Origin of the sequence: Prochlorococcus marinus CUG1435, assembly GCA_017644375.1 — a bacterium.
GTDB lineage: Bacteria > Cyanobacteriota > Cyanobacteriia > PCC-6307 > Cyanobiaceae > Prochlorococcus_A > Prochlorococcus_A marinus_AH.
The window spans coordinates 298,759-316,156 of record JAEPLP010000001.1; the positions used below are offsets into that span (position 1 = coordinate 298,759).

Consider the following 17,398-nt stretch of genomic DNA (forward strand, 5'->3'; position numbering starts at 1 on the left):
TTAATTATTTTTTTTGCTTCTTCTCTTGTAGAACATTTTTCTGCTTCAACATTCAAGTTTTTTAGTTTATTTAATTGCTTTGAAATTTTCATGTTAGGTTAACTTAACAAATAGAAATTAACACATATTTAATGTAATAGCTAAAAATACTAGTTTGCATTTGAGCCTTACTACCTAAAAATAAGATTGGAGGATGGAATCATCAGAACAATATAGAGGGTGTATTGGATTATCTTTGATTGTTTTCTTAATTAAAAGCGGTCCAAGAGGATTATCAAAATTATTTTTCCTGATTGAGTTATATTGCATTATTTGTTTCGATATTCTTTTATTTCTATTTAGAAATTTACCTTTGTTACCCCAACCTAACCATAAATCACAATTTTTACTTTCAGACCAGTGTTTTAAGTTTTTATAAATATGACTATTGTTTAGATAACCTACAGGGTTTTTATGTTTAAAAAGTTTTTCTGGTTTGCTTGAAATAAGAGCAAATAGATTTATTAATTTTACTTTGCCGTAATTATTGTTTTTCGAAATTTTGATTATCTTTTTTGTTGTGTTGTCCAAGAAAACTTCATCCGATAATGAGGGATTTAAACCAATAAAGATAATCTCTTTTTTAGATTTAGAAATCTTATAACTTAAACTCCATCTATATAGTTTGTTAGCACTTATTAAACAATTTCTTTCTAGAAATAAATTATTCAAACTAAACCTACACCTCGAGCCATGAGAGTGGCAAACAAAGGTATTGTTGCAAAGCCCACTAATTCAGTAGTAATGATTAGTCTGAACCTCTTAACTAGATTTTCAGATATTTCAGGTAATTTATTTTTACTTAAAGGAATGGCCCATAAGATATAGGTTGTTGTTGGATATAAAGAAAGTAGACCCACCAGAATGTAAAGGGAAACTTTTATCCAGAAAACAGGATTACCTGTATAAAAATCACCTCCTTGACCAAAATACTTAACACGCAAAATACCAGTAACTAATATTGCAACTCCTGCCAAACCATAGACCACATCTGCAATTATCATTGAAATCGTCTCATTTCTATTAAGACCTACTTTGAGAGTCAATCTTTCAAATAAAAGAGAACCGAAACACAATATAATTCCTAAATAATGAACATATGCTACTAATGCACTTTTAGCAATTTCACCTGTTAATAAAGTTCCTAATAACATTTTCAAGTCAAAATTTATACAATACTAACTACCAAACAAAGAATTTGTTTAGAAAATAGATTAAACAATAAAAAGCAGGTTAATGATTCTAGGACTCTAAAAACCTTTTTTGACCATCTTCAAAAAAATCGTTTTTATTCCACACTTCGATTACATCTGGGAAATGTTTTTCCATACAATTATCACAAACCCCATGACTGAATCTAATATCACTAATTTTCGAAAGATATTTTTCTAAATGCATCCAATCGCCCTCCTTATTCTTCACTTCTCTGCAATATGAACATACAGATAAAATCCCTTCCTGTTTATGCAAATTAGATAAAGCATCTAGCAAATTTAAAGACTTTTTTCTAAGCTCTAAAAATGAAACTATTTGCTTGGATAATAATTCCATAATATTAAATTGTTGTGTAGTTAGATTTCCTGGCTTTCTGTCTATTACACACAGAGTTCCAAGCTTATTACCATCACTATTTCTAAGGGGAAAGCCTGCATAAAAACGAATCTTTGGGTCTCCAGTTACCAATGGATTATTTATAAATCTTTCATCTTGGAAAGCATCATGAATAATTAGTGGACTATTTTCTTTTATTGCATGTGTACAAAAAGACCAATCTCTTCTAGTTTCTGATATTTGAAGCCCTATTTTGGATTTAAACCATTGTTTATCTTTGTCTACCAAAGTCATTAAAGAAATAGGCACATTACAGGTTGTAGCAGCAATTTTTGTAATATCGTCATAACATGATTCTGGCTTGGTTCCCAAAATCCTATATTCTGCTAAAGCTTTTAATCTTCTTTCCTCTTCTTCTTTTTTTGATACAAGATTCTGCATTAATCTTCACCAATAATTAAAACTTTAAAATTAAAGTTTCTCCAAAAAACTTTTTCCTTCTAATACTTAATAAAAAAAAGATAAACTTATTGAATTGTTACTTACTGATTTATTACTTATTAATTTATTATTGATTGATTTAGCTTTGAGACTGCCATCCCAGCGATCCATCCACTTGTCCAACAATGTTGAAAATTAAATCCACCAGTGATACCGTCAACATCCAAAACCTCTCCAGAAAAAAATAATCCTGGACAAATTAAGCTCTCCATACTTTTAAAATTAACCTCATTAATTTTTATGCCTCCGGAAGTAACAAATTCCTCTCCAAATGGACCTTTGCCTGAAATTATATATTTATCCCTCATTAGAGTATTTATCATTTTCTCTCTTTCATCAGCAAGTAAATCAGCCCACTTTTTATCTTTATCAATTCCTATTTTCTTTAATAAAAAAATCCATAATCTTTTTGTTAATAGTGGAACAGGTCTACTATTAATAAGATTCACCTTGCCTTTATTTAATCTTAAATAATTAACTTTTTCTTTTAACTCCTCATAACTGAAAGAAGACCATTTAATGATTAGATTAAATTTATATTTTTGGCTATAAAGTTCCCTCGCTGCAATTGATGAAAGTTTTAATACTGCTGGCCCACTAAACCCCCAATGCGTTATTAGTAAATCGCCTCTATTTTGAAAATTCTTATTGTTTAATTTAATTTCTATATCTATGCCCTTTATCGATACCCCACTACATTCATCCAAATTTGGTTCTTTTGTAGAAAAAGTAAAAAGCGATGGTACAGGTTTAACAATGGTGTGACCAAGATTTTGAGCTAATTTATATCCGCTTGGATTACCTCCAGTTGAAAGAATAATATTTTTTGCAGTTACCTTTGCTTTTTTTAGACTAAAAATATTAAATATATTATCTGGAGTTTTTGAAATTTCTTTTACAAAAAATTTTGTTAATATCTCCACGTTTTTTGATAAAGCACTTTTTCTCAAACAATCAATAACATCTGAAGAAGAATTAGACACTGGGAATACTCTTAAATCTCCCTCAATTTTTAATTTTAACCCTTTTTTTTCAAACCAATCATAAACATCTCCAGCAGCAAAACGATTAAATGATTCCAAGAGCTGAATCCCACCTCTTGGGTAATTCTCAACTAGTTCATTCGGTATCCATGTAGCATTAGTGACGTTACACCTTCCCCCTCCACTAATCCTTATTTTCTCCATAAGTTTTGAAGTTCCTTCAAGAATTATTATTCTTTTTACTCCATTTTCAGCAGCAGTTATTGCTGTCATAAAACCTGCTGCACCGCCTCCTATAACTGCTAAATCAAAAGGTTCCAAAAACTTATCATTCAATATGCTTCTTTCTGATAATAGCAGGGAGTTACAAAGAAAAATTATTCCAAAAACTATCAAAAAAATAAATAAAAAACTTCATAATAAATAGCTGCAATTCACTTATTTTAAAATTTCTAAAAAAATCAACGCAGTCGTTATTTTTATGCTTTAACTTAATTAAATGAGTCTGATTTTTTCTTACGTTAAATATTCTGAGGCCAGTTTTCCAATGACTGGTCAATATACTGCTCTTCTTTTAATAACTTCTGTTATTTGGGTTTTACTTTGGGTTGGATATAGACAAAATAAGATAAATGATGAGATCAAGAAAAAAGAAAAAGAAGAAAGAATTAATGCGAAAGTGCAAAGAAGAAAGAAGTTAGAAAGTTTATATCCTAGTAATAAAAAAACTGTTTAGAATTAACAATTTATCTTAAGTAAATATGCAAAAAAATAATTTCAAATCACTAATTCAGTACTTACCAGGGATTTTGATTCTTGTTTATGTATTCTCTTTAGCATTTACTCAATTTATAAGATAAAATTTCTAAAAATTACTCGTTTTGATTGGAATCCTATCTGCTTTTGGAGCTGCTGCATCTTGGACTTATGCTTGCTTTATTTGGCGCTCGCAAACTCAGAAATATAAAACAATAGATATTAATTTAATAAAAAATATAATAGCTTTTTTAGTTTTTACACCTGCCTTTATTAGTATTAGTTCTACAACTGAATTAAAAAACATATTTATCCTATTAGTTAGTGGAATAATAGGTATTGGTTTAGGTGATACTTTCTACCTAAAGTCATTACAAACAATCGGTACAAGAAAAACTTTATCTGTAGAAACTCTTTCTCCGTTAATGGCTGCTTTTTCAGGGGAAATTTTTATTAATGAAGATTTAACAATTAAATCATGGGTTGGGTTAATCATAGTATCGATTTCGCTATTCATAATTCTCAAAAAAGGGAATGATTTTAAAGATGAAAACTCACCTTTATTAGAAAAAAATAATTTTAAGATTTTTGCTTTTCCTTTTTTATCAGTTTTATGTGCTGTTCTTGGAGGTCTTTTTTCAAGGATTGTTTTCCTACAAAGCAATTTATCACCTTTCATTACAACTGAGATAAGATTAATAGGTGCAATAATTTTTTTAATAACTTTAAAAGGGTTTAAGATCAATTTTTTCTTAAAAAACATAGAAAAAAAAGAACAAAAAAAATTTTTGCTTTCAATACTTCTTGGAACCAATATAGGAATATTGCTACAACAAATTGTATTTAAAACTCTTCCCATAGGAATAGGTTGGGCATTATTAAGCACATCTCCAGTAATTTCTTTACTTTTCGCTAAGAATGAGGAAAGAGAAATTACCAAAAAAATAATATTTTTTACTTGTTTTTTATTTTTTGGCTTAACATTAATAATTATTTAATCTAAGAGTTAATGTAATAAATACTCATGTTAATAGAAATCAGATTAAATAAAATTATTATGTAAAAACTCAGAAAAATGAAAATTTTAAAGAAAAAAAGACTTGGAACAATGGAGGTTTATTTTATTTTTTTAAGCTGTATTTATGTAGGATTTATAGGTTATAAATCTCTATTAAATATTTTATTTACTTGAGATTAATTAATTCTTTGGAATGATTTAATCAACTTACCGCCATCTTGATCATCATCATCGTTTGAAGCGAAAAAAATAAAAAATATCCCAAGAGAAGCTATAGATAATGAAATTGACAATACAGAAAGCTCGTCCATAAATTTTAATTTTTTTTATGATAAACCAAAAAAAATAAAAGACAGTAAAAAAAAACACATTCTTGCAAATATAAATTTCCTTTATTTGTAAAATAAAAAAAATATCCTAATTATTTCGTGAAAGTTATAATCACTTCCCCTTGTAGTGCAGGCATAATAATTCATTATGAAATAAAAAGTTGGCCTATTTGGGAATGTGAGCCAAGAAATTTCAATGGAATTACGATGATAAAGAAACTTGCTTAATTCTTGAAGGCCAAGCGAAAATTAGTACGAAAAACGGTGACATTTATTTTATTAAAGCTGGAGATCTTGTTGAGTTTCCTGCTGGACTTGACTGCTAATGGGAAATAACAAAAAGTATTAAAAAACATTATCGATTGGGCAGCTAGATTTAAGAAATAAGATTTTTTCTTTCTTTACTGCTAAGTCAATGCAGATAACATATGTTTAATAAATAATTTTCAAAAGGGGGACTAATATTATGCCTTTTACTGATCAAGAATATTTTGAGGTTATTGAAAAAAACGAAATAGTAAAAAAAGCTTTTGAAAATATTAAGCAAATTTGCATTGATTTGCAAAAACAAACAAATTGTCCTGAAGAGGACCTAAAAGATTTTCTTGAGTTTATTTCTAAAAAATGGAATAAGTAATAATTAACAAGCCTTTAAAGAATACTAGATTTAAATCTCAATTTAGTTTTTTCACAGAATCAGTTCTAATCTAATTCCCTTTTTGGTTTTGTATTGATACTGGAAGTTCCCTTAGCAGCAGAAACAAAGAAAAAGAAGCCTACAATTCCTGATATACCAAATATCGCAGCCAAAGGATCAAAAGTGAAAGAAAACATAGAATTTATAAAATCAAGATAAATAATAGTTTTTGAATCAAAATTGCACAATTATTGTTAAGTATAAAAAATAACAATAACGCGATTCATTATGTCATTATTAGTTTCTCATAAGGTTCAACAAAATTATTATTTACATTCATATTGAAGAATAAAAATATCAATAAATACTAAAGATTTATTCTTGGGACAGAGAAAAGTTTAAAAAATATTTATAGAAATATTGAATAACACTTCCCGGAGGATCCACAATTGTTGTTTCTTTAGATTAATATCAATCCATGACAGATTTCTACTCAGCCTCTTCTGCAGTAAGCCCACTTACAGCAATATTATGGTGTATTTATCCAATTTCTGTTCTTGTAATCATTGAATTACTTCTAGGTGGTGGATTCGATGATGATAACGATGATCAAGATGGTGGAATGCTTATACCTGCTTACTCTAGATCTGACGTTTGAAATTTTTTAAATTTTAAACTCCAATTTCTGTAAAATTTCAGTAGATTGATTAACAATATTGATACAATTCATGTTTCACTAATTACACTTACCATTCTTATCTTTTCCTCCCTGTCTTGGCTTGCATTGAGAACCCTTAAAGAAGGGAGAAAAGCTTTAATAGATATAAATAAGGATAAATCGTAAAAAACTTAAATAAATACTAGAATTTGAAGGATTACTAAGTAAGACAACTACAAATTCATAGTTTTTCCTTTTTTCTGACGGGGCTTTCCTACTAATTGCTTTAATAACTAAAAATGCATCTAAATTCTTTACTTTATATTTGTTCTATATCTTTATTCATTTATATAATGGCTCTATTTTGGAGAGACTTGCCAAATCAAAAAAAGTAAATAATTAATATTAAATTTATTGCTTATTAAAATCAATTGAGTTATTAATTAAATATTGGATTTAATTTTTTTTATATAAATGCTTAAAGAATCTTCAAATAACGATAACAAAAATATATTCTCAGAGACTATAAGTATTGAAAAAGAAAAGATGATTTGCAAAGACGGATTCTGTTCATTACCAAATAAAGATGAGATCCCAAAACAAGATTCAAATGATATTAATTTATTTGATCCTGTTTAGGAAATAAATAATTTTCTAATAAATTAAAGATTAAATAGAATATGTTCAATTTTTAAATTTTTAATTTATGCTTAATGACTTTTTCATTGCATATAAAGAGTTTTGGATTAAAGCTACAGACTTCAAAGGATTCACATCTCGATCGGACTGGTGGTTAGTTCAACTAGCGAATCTTATAATTTCTTTCCTAACTATCCCAATATTTTTAAAAACGTATGGTTTCAATGCTTATGGATTAGTTTGTATTATTCCTCAAATAGCTATTGATATAAGAAGAATCAGAGATTTTGGAAAAGATTGGAAATGGATTTTTATTAATTTAATACCTATCTTCGGATGGATCTTGTGGTTCATCTGGCTAGGCTTTGGAAAGACTGGAAATGGGAAAAATAAACTTATGTAAAAATTAACTCCTCATTTTTTCCTTTTTTTAAAATCTACAAATCTTACCTTCTTGCTAAATTCTATTTGTTTTTCAAGGATTCTAAACACATGCATCTCGCATTCGGTTAATTTAAGAAACTGATCGAGTATATCTTTATCTTCTTCATCAAAATCTTCGAAAACTTTTGATATAGCAGTACTATTTCTAGAAATAAAATCCTCTGCTACATCTCGTGGATTCTTTCCGGATTCGAAATCCTTAAAAGCTTCATAAGAATTAAGTTCTCTCGTTAACCATTTAAACCATGGTTCACTTTTATTATGTTTTTTATTTATGATTTTGTTCATGAAAAATTTTTTACTAGTTTAATCATTATTAGTTATTCATTCTTTGACAGCTGTACAAATACTTATTTAAAAAATTTAATTAAAGATTAACCTTTTTTATTTTTTACGAAATAACTAACATAATTACCATAAAGCTTCTAGAAGAATAAGTATTTATTACTCATTTTTTGTTTATGAGATAGCTAGAATTTATTTTTATTAAAGTAAATTGTCAATTCCATTTTACGACTTTCCTTCATCTCCAATTTTAATAATTGGTGCTCTTGGCATTGCAGTAGCAATAGCAGTTTTTTTTGTCTCTTACCAAAAATATTTCAATTCTCCTTTGAACAGAGAGCTTGCAGAAAAGAAAAAAGCCTTAATTAAGGAACAAAAAGAATTAAATGAAAGATTAGAAAAAATAGAACAAGATTTAAAAAATTTATAAAAAACTACTCTTAATAAAGATGAGTTAATGATCTCGAATTCAAGACCTTAATTTTTTTTAATAGGAATTTTGGTCTATAAGGAGTTATGGATAAAGATCATCTTATTGAGTTAATTTCTAATAGTCTTCTTTACGAGAGTAAAAATTCTGACTCTAATAAGAATCTTAGTGACTTTAAAAATTACTTAGAGAGATTAAATCTAGAGCAATTGAGAACTATGTCTAAAGAATTTATTCTTTAGTATGGTTTTTAAAATTTTTTATTGTTTATTAAATAATCAATACTTTTTAAAAATTGTTAATATCTAAAAAAAAAGAGAAATATGCCTAGAGTTAATAGAGGTGAATTTTTAATAAAGCCATTTCTAAAAAGAAATAATTTCAGAGCTTCTTATCAAATTATTTCTACCATCTTTCCGATAATCTCAATTTGGTTAATCATCCACCACATAATAAATCAGCCTTTTTCATTATTGATTAAAGGATTTCTATTAATGCCTTTGATAGTTCTTCTAACTCTATTCTCTTCTCGAACATTCTCATTAATGCATGATTGCGGTCATAATTCTCTTTTTACAGAGCGGAAATTAAACCGCTTCTTTGGATTTTTACTTGGCTTGGTTAATGGTATTCCACAAAAGTCATGGTCGATTGATCATGCATTTCATCATAGAAATAATGGAAATTGGGAAATTTACAAAGGTCCGGTAGATGTTATAAGTCTTGAAGATTATGAATCCCTTACAAAAAGAGAGCAAATATTTTATAAAGTAAGTCGAAACTGGATGATGCTTTTCCCTGGCGGTTTTTTTTACTTGGTTTTAAAACCCAGATTAGGACTTGTTATTATTATTTTTAATTTAATTAAAGATATATTGAAAGAGACTTTTATCAAAATAAAAAACATACAAATTTCTCAACTTCTAGCTATTAATTCAAGAATCAAACCTCCTTTTTCTGATTATGGAGATAATTTCGGTGAACTTAGTGAATTAATAATTAATAACATAGTAGTAATAATAGGGTGGATTTTTATGTGTAAATGGTTGGGGTTAGTTTTTTTCTTATCATTTTATTCCATTGTATTAACATTATCAGCAGCAATTTTAATATGTGTTTTTTTTGTACAACATAACTATGAGAATGCATATGCTAAAAATACAAAAAATTGGGATCTCATTGATGGAGCTATTTTAGGTAGTAGCAATTTAGATATCCCTAATTGGCTAAATTGGTTTTTAGTAGACATATCCTTCCACAGCATTCATCATCTCTCTGAGAGAATACCAAATTACAACTTAAGAGCTTGTCATAAAGCAAACATTCATTTGCTCCAACAATCAAAGTTCTTAAAATTAAGCGATTTTTCAAACTGCTTCAAATATATTATTTGGGATAATAAAAATGAAAAATTAATTCCCATAAATTAATACCTAATTAAACCTTCTTCTTAATTTTCTTTTTAGAGGAATACTACTATATGCATGAGTACCAATAGATGGGGGCAAGTCATTCTTTAAAGGATGCATAAATGCATTTGCCATACTCTCTAACATTTTAGAAAGCCAATTAATTACTGATTTCATTTGAAAATCTAAAAGTGTACTTTTTAATCATCTAACTAAATTACTGAAAAGTAAATCAGTCTTTATGCTGATTTTTTTGAAGATTGGCTTGTAAATTTAATATTAAATAATCAAAATTAATGTTTCATTTGCTCTTTTAAATTAAAAATATTATTCCCTTTATAGAAGGCAAACTAGGTTAAAAATCGATTTAGTAAATAATACTTATTTTTTCTAATTCACTTAATAAATTAAATTATTCAACATAAATTCATGCTATATCTCTATTCCAAATAAATCTAACAATATTATGAATGACTCATTTGCTTCCACCAACAAGAATACAGAAATAGATTCTATTAATTCATATTTCGAGTGTATTACTGAATGCAGTATTGTGGATGGTCATCAAGAATGTATTACTCGTTGTTTAGAAGTGCATTTAAAGGGAGGTGATCAAAATGAATAAAAAAAATTCACCTCAAAGGAAAACAACTTTAAAATGGAACTCAAATGGAGAGCTTTCCGAAATTGATATGTTAAGAATTTTAGAAAAGTTATCATCAAATGATCTTAATCAATGTCATTTAACATGCGATACTGATCAATTTTAAAATTAATTATTTCTAGATCTTTTAAAAAATATTAATTACTCAAAAAATCTAATACTAATATCAAAAAAATATTTCTATTAAGCCGCATTTTTAATAATCTAAAGTCAGACTAGATTTAAAAATTTCCTTTTCAATATTTTTAACAATGCTGCTGATGCGAAACAGCTAAAAGGATTTTAAGATATCAATTTTTAATTAACCCGATTTCAATGAAGATTTAGAACATTTTCACAATACCTTGCGTTTTTTAAAAAAAATTAATTTTTAGAAATCCTACCTTTTTTTAAGAATGTTTTATTAATTTCTTTTTTTGATAGTTGAATCTGTTTTACTAAACCTGAATCACCATGAGTTGGACAATAATAAGTCATTAGCAACCACTTTTTTTCTTCATCCATAAATAATTTCCCACAAATAATGATTAAGAAAATAGGATGAATTATGAAAAAATTGATTTTTTTTAATCTTTTTTTTTTTTTTACTTAATAATTTATAAAAATTTTGAATCTATTCTCACAAAATAGATATAAATACGCATGACTTTAAAAAAAAATCCTGCTATTTATAAATAAATTCAAAATTATTCATGTCCCTAGAATCTATATTGATGGTAGTTGCTCCAATCTGTCTTTTTACGGTAGGAGTTATTGTTTTACCAATTTTAGTAAAGCCGCGTAAACAATCTGGTTTACCTAAGAGATATATACGGGGTCTTTAAATTAATTAAGCTTTAAACAAGAGTAAAGACAAGCAGAATAAAAAATAAATAAAGAAAGAGATAATTATTAAATTTCGATAAAAAAATAAAATAAAAAATGTTTAGCACAAATATTTTTATTTGAAGATGCAATTAAAATCATAAAAACTTAATCGAAAAAATTATAAATTCTTTTCATTATGTGATCCTCTGATGGATAATAGAATATATAAATTAACTTTTATTTAACAAAATTATTAACCAAAAAATTTGATTAATATAAAATTTTCAGGTCTTAAAGGCCAAGCGCTTGTAATAGAGGATAAAGATATTCCAAGCATAAAAGAATTCCAGGATGTTATTCCAGATCACTACTTTAAGAGCAATACCAAAACTTCTTTGAGATATCTTTTACAATCAGCTTTAATTCAAGCATTAGTAGTTGGGATAGGGTTATCTATTCCATTTACTCCAAAAATGATCCCAATTTGGATTGTTTATGCATTAATTTCAGGTACCACTGCAATGGGATTCTGGGTAATTGCCCATGAATGTGGGCATGGAGCATTCTCTAAAAACAAGCAATTGGAATCTATAACTGGTTATTTACTACATTCATTACTTCTAGTACCTTATTTTTCTTGGCAGCGTTCTCATGCAGTTCATCATCGATTCACAAATAACATAACTAATGGAGAAACTCACGTCCCTTTAGTCATTAAAGGAAATGGAGTTACAGAAAAAGTTGGAGGAGAAAAAGAATTACATTTTTCAAATTCCTTAGGTAAGAAAAATTATGGAATTCTTCAACTTGTTTTACATCTAATATTTGGCTGGCCTGCTTATTTACTGATGGGGAGTACAGGGGGGGTTAAATATGGAACTTCGAATCATTTTTGGCCCATTAAACCATTTTCTAAAGCATTATGGCCATCAATATGGACCAAGAAGGTTTGGATATCAGATATTGGAGTAGGTTTAACATTATTGGGCATTTTTTATTTCGTTTTCAATTATGGATTATTTCAAGTAATTGCTATGTATTTTGGTCCTTTATTAGTGGTTAATTGTTGGCTAGTAGTTTATACATGGCTTCATCATACAGATTCAGATGTACCTCATCTTTCAAATACGGAATTTTCCTTTATGAGAGGCGCATTTTTATCTATTGACAGACCTTACGGTAGAGTCCTTAATTTTCTTCACCATAATATAGGTTCTAGCCATGTCGTTCATCATGTCTGTCCAACGATCCCTCATTATCATGCAAAAAAGGCAACTGTCCTAATTAAAAAGGCCTTTAAAAAAGCATATCTTTTTAATCCTGATCCAATACACAAAGCTCTATGGAATATTGCTTGCAATTGCGTTGCTGTTAAGTCAGACATCAAGAAAGGAAGATATATATGGCAATCTTCATACAAAATGGTGGATTAAAACATAATAAGCATAAATTCTTTATCACATTAATTTACGCAAATCTGAAAAGAATATAAAAGAATTAGCAATAACAAATTTTTCATCTTAGAAAACATCTAAATCAAAATAAACTCATGAGTGGTGACAATTTGCATGGTAATCAGCCTATTAAATTTTATTCGGAAAAAATAACACTTACAAAAGTTCAATTATTAGAAAGACAGTTGAGTTTGGGCGAAAAAATTTCAGATTTAGATCAAAAGCACAAAGAATGGAGTAAAAAACTATCAGGTTGATCATCTAATATGATTAAATTTAATAACTTATTTATAGTTGTATCTAACTTATCAAGAAACTTTTCTGTAAATTATTGAAAAATTATTTGCAGGCATCCTAATAATATCCTCTTGAGAAAAACCATTTTTCTTACTCTCATCACAAACTTCCTCAAGATTTTTAATACCCCAAAGATCATTTTGCATCTTTAATGAATTATCAAAAAAATAATTACTTTCACTTGTATGCTTATTGCAAATTTTAAATGGCCCATACAAAATTAAAAATTGTCCCTTATTAAGTATTTTCCCTGACTCTCTAAAGAGTGCTACAGTACAAGACCATTGTGTTACATGAATCATATTTATAGAGACTATTCCTTGCAAAGAATGAGCTAATATCAATGGAATTTTCCAAGGAATTTTTTCTACATCAATCTCAAGAGGCTGGGGCATTTTCTTAGTTAAGTCTTCATACTCAATCCAAGAACTTATACTTTTTCTATGCACCAACTCTGGATCACTTGTTTGCCAAATTATTTCAGGAAAGCGTTTTTGAAAAACCACTCCATGTTCACCGCCGCCACTCCCGATTTCCAATACTGAACCTTTTTTTATAATTCTGGATAATACATCACCAATGCAGTCTCTATTTCTTTGAGTCGCCGAAAAAAAAAGTCTATTATCCAAAATTAAAAAAATTGGGAACTTTAGTAAAAAAATATTTCTAAAATCCTTGATTATTTAACTTTTCTCAATTTAGGAGTCCTGAAAAACATTATTTTAAGGCTAAAGAATAGTATTGAAATTGTAAGAGCAGGCAAGATATAAAGTATTAGGTCAGAACTCATTAGAGAAGGAATCCTTCCAAAAATTAAATGCATGTAGTAAGTCGCAAATGACATAAATTTAGATATATATCTAATTTATTAATAGCAATTATTTGATTATTAAAAACTAAATTTAGTCCAAAACCAAAAAAATTCTCAAAAAAAGAGTCAGCCTGTATCCCTACTAGCTGACTCTTCTAATATATTAATTTAAATCACCTCTAAATGAGGATTTACGTTTAAAAGAAAAAGGTATTAATTTTAATTTTTTTTTGTTTAAAATTCTAAAAATTAGAACAAAAACAAAACCGTCAATAAGGTATATTTCGACACATATTTGTAGCACTTTTAAAGTTTTCCTGATTAAATAAGCAATAATCCTTGAATTTCTTTACAAAAATAAATAATTATGTTATATTTGTTAATAATTACTATTTAAAAAAATGACTCCAGAAGCAGAACGTTTTAATGGCTGGGCAGCAATGTTAGGTTTCGTTGCAGCAGTTGGTGCCTATGTCACAACAGGTCAAATTATTCCTGGTTGGTTCTAATGAAAAATAGCGAACCAAAAATAGTAGAAAAAGAAAAAATCGTGGCTGAAAAGCTTAACGGCAGATTTGCAATGCTAGGTTTTGTAGCTCTAGTCGGAGCATATTTAACTACAGGTCAAATTATTCCTGGTTTTATCTAAAATAAATTTAAATTTTTAAATATTCTGATTAAATTAAATTAGGATATTTAAAAATTTTTTTTATTGATAAATGTTCTTTAATGATTGTGGTTTCATTAATCTTATTACGAACGGAACTACATACCTTAATTCAAAATAAAAATTCTTTGTAAATTCTAAGAGTTAAATTTATAAAAAAATTTCTAGCTTTGAGGTTAATACTACAAAATCTCAACTTGAAGTAGTTATTCAGCTAATTTTACTTTTACAAGCCAACCTACTAACTACCCAAGCTGATAATGTTTATAAAGAAAAATAACAATATTTACAAAATATATTTGCCTGGTAGAAAACAAAAAATCAATATAAAACCTAATTTTTAGAAATAACTAAAAGCAGAAAGAAATTTAATATTGATTATTTTTTCTTCTTAAAAAGAAAACTATTTATTGATTGATGCTATCTTTATCGAAATAATTCGTAGATTTAATGAGGGTAAAACTTGAACCGGATACAGCATTTATTGGCAAAAAGTTTGCTTATATATTTCTAGGAATAATATTTAGCCTGAATATCATAACTTTTATTTGGTTTTTCTTATTTTCAAATTTAAGGTAAACAGATTATTGGCATTAAGTGAAAGATTAATTAATTTTTAAATAAAAACAATAATTATTTGAAAGACTTCTATATATTTTTAGCAAAAAAGGTTTGTAAAACAGAGACTTAGGTACTAAAAAATTCCCGGTATAATCTGTCCTGTTGTTATGTAGGCACCTAGTAGTGCAACGAAGCCAACCATAGCCCATCTACCATTTACTTTTTCTGCATTTTGAGGATAGCCATCGTAAGATACAGTTTCATCGATATATGGCCTAGTTTCTGATGGGAACATATTTTGTCTTCCACCTGACTCTGTAGTAATTCCTGATTTTGTCATTTTAAAAAATAATAATTGTAAACTAAAGTAACACAATTATTAACTTATGTAAACCAAAAGCTTTAAACGATGCGCCCCCAAGCAATTAAGGGGCAATATGTAACATTTTTGTTTAAGAATTGGAATCATAAAATGCTTTTTATTCGACTTGTTTCCCCTCAAATCTAAGATAACTAACAAAAATGAGCATTTATACTCACAGTAAGTAATTTTACTTATTAGTATGTTAATAGCATTTAGGAAGTGCTTAGCTGGTTAAATCAGAAATTCTGAATTAACTGGGTCGTCATGAGCTTGCCGGTGGGATACTTGCAGGCTCTTTCAATTTTAAAAGCCATAAAATATACCAACCATTTAAATAATTTTATACCTATCGAATAAAATCTCAAAGACAAAAAACTAATGTCAAAGATTTAAATATTTGCTAAATAGAAAATAGACCCAACAAATGAATGTCTTTAGATTTTATTCTCATTCCATCTTGTATTTTAATTATCCTTTTTCTTTTAAATCGAGAAAATATTATCTACAAAAAAAATCAAAAAAGCTAAGTAATTTTTTGTTGAAAAAGAAACTATGCAAAGTTTTTAGTTAGGATTAATTTATCCCAATATAATTTTGAATTGTTAATCTGATTTAATTTTTGTTGGCAGTGTATACATTTACATTCTTTTAATAGAGATTTATTTTTCATTAATTTCTATTTTTTTTTAAAGAACCATATTTTTTAGTTAACTGCAAGTATGAATTAATTATATCTTGAATTATTTTATAGATTTGATAACAAAAATATTCTTCATTAACCAACAATTTTTTATAGTTCTTATAATCATTTTATAATTAAACAAAAGTAGCTATAAATAAAATAAATTCCTTTTGGCATTTTCAAATCAATCACTAATAAAAAAAAATATTAGAAAGATAATTCTTCCTTGGTATTCAATACCTTTATTGGATAGATGGTTGTTAGGACAAATCATACCACCTATGATATTTGCTATCTCTGCTTTTACCGTAATCTCATTATCCGTAGGGGTAATGTTTGATCTCATAAGAAAAATAGTTGAGTATGGCTTACCTCTATTACAAGCTTTACAAGTTTTAATTTATAGCCTTCCAAGCTTTCTAGTTTTATCATTTCCAATGGCTGTTTTATTGTCAACACTATTATCCTATGGGAAATTATCTGCTAATTCTGAATTATTAGCTTTAAGGTCATTAGGAATTCAAACAACCAGGATTATAGCTCCAGCTATTGCAATCTCAATATTTATGACTGGATTAACTTTTTATTTCAACGATAATTTAGTTCCAACAAGTAATAAGTTAGCTGAATCGACTTTAAGATCTGGAATAGGAAGTTCTTTCACTAAAGGTAGAAGTAAAAATAACATCATTTTTACTAGAAAAGGATCAAGAATAGATTCTCAAAATAACAACCCAACGAAAATAAATACTTTCCTAACCCATATTTTCTATGCCTCCAAGTTTGAAAATAATGTTATGAATGAAGTTACAGTTTTAGACTTTTCTAGAGAAAATATGAAGCAGATTCTTACTGCAAATAGTGCCATCTTTGATAAAGATAATTCTTCTTGGATATTTACAGATGGTAATTTGGTTTCCACTAACTCTGATGGTCAAACAACAAACATTAAATTTAAACAATATACATATCCCTTCGTTGAAGGCCCATTAGATCTTGCAAAAGTCCCAAAAGATGCAAACGATATGTCTTTAAAAGAAGCTTTAAATGCTGAAAAAATATATAAAAAAATAGGAAATCTCAAGGAGATTAGAAAGATTCAAGTAAGAATTCAAGAGAAATTTACTTTACCTTGTGCCTGTTTGGTTTTTGGATTAATAGGAAGTATTTTGGGATCTAAATCTAATTTAAGGTCTTCAAAAAGTCAGGGTTTTGGTTTGAGTGTGATTCTTATATTATTTTATTATGTGATGTCATTTGTATTTAGCTCTTTTGGCGTTAAAGGATTACTTCCTCCAGTAATTGCAGCTTGGTTTCCAGTAATAATTTCTCTTGGTAGTGGTTTTTATTTCTTAAGAAAGTCAACTTATATATAATCTCTTATTTAAATAATTAGCATTTTTTATTTAGTG

26 protein-coding genes and 1 pseudogene are annotated in these 17,398 nt (G+C 27.6%); 17 read left to right on the plus strand and 10 right to left on the minus strand.

The window, feature by feature from the left end; genetic code table 11:
* Positions 1 to 174: 174 nt before the first annotated feature.
* The 4 genes from JJ844_01705 to JJ844_01720 all read right to left on the minus strand — a co-directional run bounded on the left by JJ844_01705 (position 175) and on the right by JJ844_01720 (position 3,395).
* The gene (locus JJ844_01705) at positions 175 to 711 is read right to left on the minus strand and encodes a DUF1643 domain-containing protein (protein MBO6974391.1); all 537 of its coding nucleotides are present in this window, start codon (positions 709 to 711) and stop codon (positions 175 to 177) included.
* Positions 708 to 1,193 carry a DUF2214 family protein gene (locus JJ844_01710; protein ID MBO6974392.1) on the minus strand — a complete coding sequence of 162 codons (486 nt, stop codon included), beginning with the start codon at positions 1,191 to 1,193 and terminating at the stop codon, positions 708 to 710. Before JJ844_01710 ends, JJ844_01705 begins: the two co-directional genes overlap by 4 nt.
* An 88-nt stretch (positions 1,194 to 1,281) precedes the next feature.
* Positions 1,282 to 2,031, minus strand: coding sequence for a GAF domain-containing protein (locus JJ844_01715; protein MBO6974393.1), 750 nt, complete (start codon positions 2,029 to 2,031; stop codon positions 1,282 to 1,284).
* Between the two features lie 119 nt (positions 2,032 to 2,150).
* The gene (locus JJ844_01720; protein ID MBO6974394.1) at positions 2,151 to 3,395 is read right to left on the minus strand and encodes an NAD(P)/FAD-dependent oxidoreductase; all 1,245 of its coding nucleotides are present in this window, start codon (positions 3,393 to 3,395) and stop codon (positions 2,151 to 2,153) included.
* A 178-nt stretch (positions 3,396 to 3,573) separates the two neighbouring features.
* Between JJ844_01720 and JJ844_01725 the strand changes: the two genes are divergently transcribed.
* The 4 genes and pseudogenes from JJ844_01725 (at position 3,574) to JJ844_01740 (ending at position 5,814) form a co-directional block, all read left to right on the plus strand.
* Positions 3,574 to 3,810, plus strand: a complete 237-nt coding sequence (locus JJ844_01725; GenBank protein ID MBO6974395.1) for a hypothetical protein — start codon at positions 3,574 to 3,576, stop codon at positions 3,808 to 3,810.
* A gap of 145 nt (positions 3,811 to 3,955) precedes the next feature.
* On the plus strand, positions 3,956 to 4,828 hold the full coding sequence (locus JJ844_01730) for a DMT family transporter (protein ID MBO6974396.1): 873 nt from the start codon (positions 3,956 to 3,958) through the stop codon (positions 4,826 to 4,828).
* A gap of 448 nt (positions 4,829 to 5,276) precedes the next feature.
* Positions 5,277 to 5,503, plus strand: a pseudogene (locus tag JJ844_01735) (cupin domain-containing protein).
* A 140-nt stretch (positions 5,504 to 5,643) separates the two neighbouring features.
* Positions 5,644 to 5,814 carry a hypothetical protein gene (locus JJ844_01740; protein MBO6974397.1) on the plus strand — a complete coding sequence of 57 codons (171 nt, stop codon included), beginning with the start codon at positions 5,644 to 5,646 and terminating at the stop codon, positions 5,812 to 5,814.
* Between the two features lie 65 nt (positions 5,815 to 5,879).
* Here JJ844_01740 and JJ844_01745 read toward each other — a convergent pair whose 3' ends face one another.
* The gene (locus JJ844_01745; protein MBO6974398.1) at positions 5,880 to 6,062 is read right to left on the minus strand and encodes a hypothetical protein; all 183 of its coding nucleotides are present in this window, start codon (positions 6,060 to 6,062) and stop codon (positions 5,880 to 5,882) included.
* Between the two features lie 230 nt (positions 6,063 to 6,292).
* On the opposite strand from JJ844_01745, the gene JJ844_01750 reads away from it, so the two are divergent.
* The 3 genes from JJ844_01750 (at position 6,293) to JJ844_01760 (ending at position 7,514) form a co-directional block, all read left to right on the plus strand.
* Entirely contained in the window at positions 6,293 to 6,472 is a 180-nt protein-coding gene (locus tag JJ844_01750; GenBank protein ID MBO6974399.1) for a hypothetical protein, read from the plus strand.
* 474 nt (positions 6,473 to 6,946) lie between these two features.
* Positions 6,947 to 7,111, plus strand: coding sequence for a hypothetical protein (locus tag JJ844_01755; protein MBO6974400.1), 165 nt, complete (start codon positions 6,947 to 6,949; stop codon positions 7,109 to 7,111).
* A 67-nt stretch (positions 7,112 to 7,178) separates the two neighbouring features.
* Positions 7,179 to 7,514, plus strand: coding sequence for a DUF805 domain-containing protein (locus JJ844_01760; GenBank protein ID MBO6974401.1), 336 nt, complete (start codon positions 7,179 to 7,181; stop codon positions 7,512 to 7,514).
* A gap of 11 nt (positions 7,515 to 7,525) precedes the next feature.
* Here the strand turns inward: JJ844_01760 and JJ844_01765 are convergent, their stop codons facing one another.
* Positions 7,526 to 7,843, minus strand: a complete 318-nt coding sequence (locus tag JJ844_01765) for a restriction endonuclease subunit S (protein MBO6974402.1) — start codon at positions 7,841 to 7,843, stop codon at positions 7,526 to 7,528.
* Between the two features lie 208 nt (positions 7,844 to 8,051).
* Here JJ844_01765 and JJ844_01770 point away from each other — a divergent pair, with 208 nt between their 5' ends.
* The 3 genes from JJ844_01770 to JJ844_01780 all read left to right on the plus strand — a co-directional run bounded on the left by JJ844_01770 (position 8,052) and on the right by JJ844_01780 (position 9,700).
* Positions 8,052 to 8,270: a M protein gene (locus JJ844_01770; protein ID MBO6974403.1), complete on the plus strand. Its 219-nt coding sequence runs from the start codon at positions 8,052 to 8,054 to the stop codon at positions 8,268 to 8,270.
* Between the two features lie 86 nt (positions 8,271 to 8,356).
* Positions 8,357 to 8,512 (plus strand): hypothetical protein, encoded by a 156-nt coding sequence (locus JJ844_01775; protein ID MBO6974404.1) that lies wholly within the window; start codon positions 8,357 to 8,359, stop codon positions 8,510 to 8,512.
* Positions 8,513 to 8,593: 81 nt separating this feature from the next.
* Positions 8,594 to 9,700 carry a fatty acid desaturase gene (locus JJ844_01780; GenBank protein MBO6974405.1) on the plus strand — a complete coding sequence of 369 codons (1,107 nt, stop codon included), beginning with the start codon at positions 8,594 to 8,596 and terminating at the stop codon, positions 9,698 to 9,700.
* A gap of 3 nt (positions 9,701 to 9,703) precedes the next feature.
* Here the strand turns inward: JJ844_01780 and JJ844_01785 are convergent, their stop codons facing one another.
* Entirely contained in the window at positions 9,704 to 9,856 is a 153-nt protein-coding gene (locus JJ844_01785; protein MBO6974406.1) for a hypothetical protein, read from the minus strand.
* 289 nt (positions 9,857 to 10,145) lie between these two features.
* Here JJ844_01785 and JJ844_01790 point away from each other — a divergent pair, with 289 nt between their 5' ends.
* Both JJ844_01790 and JJ844_01795 read left to right on the plus strand, forming a co-directional pair.
* Entirely contained in the window at positions 10,146 to 10,304 is a 159-nt protein-coding gene (locus tag JJ844_01790) for a hypothetical protein (protein MBO6974407.1), read from the plus strand.
* Entirely contained in the window at positions 10,297 to 10,449 is a 153-nt protein-coding gene (locus tag JJ844_01795; GenBank protein MBO6974408.1) for a hypothetical protein, read from the plus strand. The genes JJ844_01790 and JJ844_01795 overlap by 8 nt, the downstream gene beginning before the upstream one ends.
* Positions 10,450 to 10,706: 257 nt before the next feature.
* Here JJ844_01795 and JJ844_01800 read toward each other — a convergent pair whose 3' ends face one another.
* Complete coding sequence (locus JJ844_01800; GenBank protein ID MBO6974409.1) at positions 10,707 to 10,847, minus strand: hypothetical protein; 141 nt, start codon at positions 10,845 to 10,847, stop codon at positions 10,707 to 10,709.
* Between the two features lie 569 nt (positions 10,848 to 11,416).
* Between JJ844_01800 and JJ844_01805 the strand changes: the two genes are divergently transcribed.
* Together JJ844_01805 and JJ844_01810 are read left to right on the plus strand one after the other, a co-directional pair.
* Entirely contained in the window at positions 11,417 to 12,583 is a 1,167-nt protein-coding gene (locus tag JJ844_01805) for a fatty acid desaturase (GenBank protein MBO6974410.1), read from the plus strand.
* Positions 12,584 to 12,699: 116 nt separating this feature from the next.
* Positions 12,700 to 12,861, plus strand: a complete 162-nt coding sequence (locus tag JJ844_01810) for a hypothetical protein (protein MBO6974411.1) — start codon at positions 12,700 to 12,702, stop codon at positions 12,859 to 12,861.
* Positions 12,862 to 12,912: 51 nt separating this feature from the next.
* On the opposite strand, the gene JJ844_01815 is transcribed toward JJ844_01810, so the two are convergent.
* Positions 12,913 to 13,530, minus strand: coding sequence for a DUF938 domain-containing protein (locus JJ844_01815; protein MBO6974412.1), 618 nt, complete (start codon positions 13,528 to 13,530; stop codon positions 12,913 to 12,915).
* Positions 13,531 to 14,113: 583 nt separating this feature from the next.
* Here JJ844_01815 and JJ844_01820 point away from each other — a divergent pair.
* Together JJ844_01820 and JJ844_01825 are read left to right on the plus strand one after the other, a co-directional pair.
* Entirely contained in the window at positions 14,114 to 14,221 is a 108-nt protein-coding gene (locus JJ844_01820; GenBank protein ID MBO6974413.1) for a high light inducible protein, read from the plus strand.
* The gene (locus tag JJ844_01825; protein ID MBO6974414.1) at positions 14,221 to 14,361 is read left to right on the plus strand and encodes a high light inducible protein; all 141 of its coding nucleotides are present in this window, start codon (positions 14,221 to 14,223) and stop codon (positions 14,359 to 14,361) included. The genes JJ844_01820 and JJ844_01825 overlap by 1 nt, the downstream gene beginning before the upstream one ends.
* A 712-nt stretch (positions 14,362 to 15,073) precedes the next feature.
* Here JJ844_01825 and JJ844_01830 read toward each other — a convergent pair.
* Positions 15,074 to 15,280: a high light inducible protein gene (locus JJ844_01830; GenBank protein ID MBO6974415.1), complete on the minus strand. Its 207-nt coding sequence runs from the start codon at positions 15,278 to 15,280 to the stop codon at positions 15,074 to 15,076.
* An 876-nt stretch (positions 15,281 to 16,156) separates the two neighbouring features.
* Between JJ844_01830 and JJ844_01835 the strand changes: the two genes are divergently transcribed.
* The gene (locus tag JJ844_01835) at positions 16,157 to 17,362 is read left to right on the plus strand and encodes an LptF/LptG family permease (GenBank protein MBO6974416.1); all 1,206 of its coding nucleotides are present in this window, start codon (positions 16,157 to 16,159) and stop codon (positions 17,360 to 17,362) included.
* The last annotated feature ends 36 nt before the right edge of the window (positions 17,363 to 17,398 follow it).